This is a genomic window from Pseudoalteromonas sp. JC3 (genome assembly GCF_030291895.1).
GTDB lineage: Bacteria > Pseudomonadota > Gammaproteobacteria > Enterobacterales > Alteromonadaceae > Pseudoalteromonas.
Window position 1 is genome coordinate 3,804,537 of sequence record NZ_CP127855.1, and the last position, 1,035, is coordinate 3,805,571.

1 protein-coding gene is annotated in these 1,035 nt (G+C 44.8%); it reads right to left on the minus strand.

Features of this window, described 5'->3' with window-relative positions; translation table 11 throughout:
* Positions 1-34 precede the first annotated feature (34 nt).
* Entirely contained in the window at positions 35-1,003 is a 969-nt protein-coding gene (locus tag QSH61_RS16620) for a TauD/TfdA family dioxygenase (RefSeq protein WP_206473034.1), read from the minus strand.
* Between the last annotated feature and the right edge of the window lie 32 nt (positions 1,004-1,035).

Below are 1,035 nucleotides of genomic sequence, written 5' to 3' on the forward strand. Positions count from 1 at the left end.
TTGCCCGACTTTCATCGGAATGAGTACCAACTAGTTATGCTGACGCGATATTTGCCATGCCAACTAGTACTTTACGAGTGCCTGTATAGGCCTCTCTGCCATGAGTAAACAGCATATTATCCAGCAGCAAAATATCGTTTCTTTGCCACGGGTAAGCGAAAGTGAGGTCTTGATAAACCTGATTGATGAGCTTGATGTCTTGGTCACTTATTTCGCTACCGTCACCAAAAAAGGCGTTACGAGGTAAAAATTCGCTGCCGATACTGTCACGCATTTGTGCACTGAGTTGATTATCTAGGCTCGAGCAGTGGAACAAGTGAGCTTGATTAAACCATACCTTTTCACCACTTTTTGGATGGCGCATGACCGCCGGACGCCATTGTTTGGTTTGTAGCCTTTTATCATCAAGCCAAGTAAATTCGATTTCATTTTTTCGGCAGTATTGCTCAACTTCAGCTTTACTCTCGGTCTGAAAAACCTCTTGCCAAGGTAGGTCGATATCACCGTAATTGCGCACGTACTGCACACCTAAACGCTCAAACTTGTCTCTTAATTCACTGGGAATACGACGATATACTTCACGGCTGTCGGCAAGTGGTGTGCACCCACCCGTGGTTGCTGGGATCACACAAAAAAAGCCCATTCGCATCGGCCAAACATTGGAGTAAGCATTTTCGTTATGCTGCAGGATCACTTGATCGGCATGATATTCCGTGGTGGTGTAAATATTGTTGTTCAGTGCCGTTCGTGGCGAAGAGCGATAAACATACTGGCTTAAGCGCTCACCAAACAAGGTCTCAAGTATGGCGCTAAACTGATTCGTGCTCACAATATTTAAGCCACGAAGCAATGCAAAACCATCTCGCTCAACCCAGTTATTCACCTCTTGAACGTGGTTTTTCACCCATGCCATGCCGCTTTGTTTAACCTCAGATAAGTCATGTATTCGAGAGTCTGCTGCAATCGATGTCGGATCCAATTCCAAAGAAAGTGCGTGATCCATTGTTTTCCCATCCTTAAAAGTATGTACTTTTG

What these genes read in the sequence shown, in the direction of transcription:
- QSH61_RS16620 (WP_206473034.1), bottom strand. Translation starts at nt 1,003, where the DNA reads ATGGATCACGCACTTTCTTTGGAATTGGATCCGACATCGATTGCAGCA.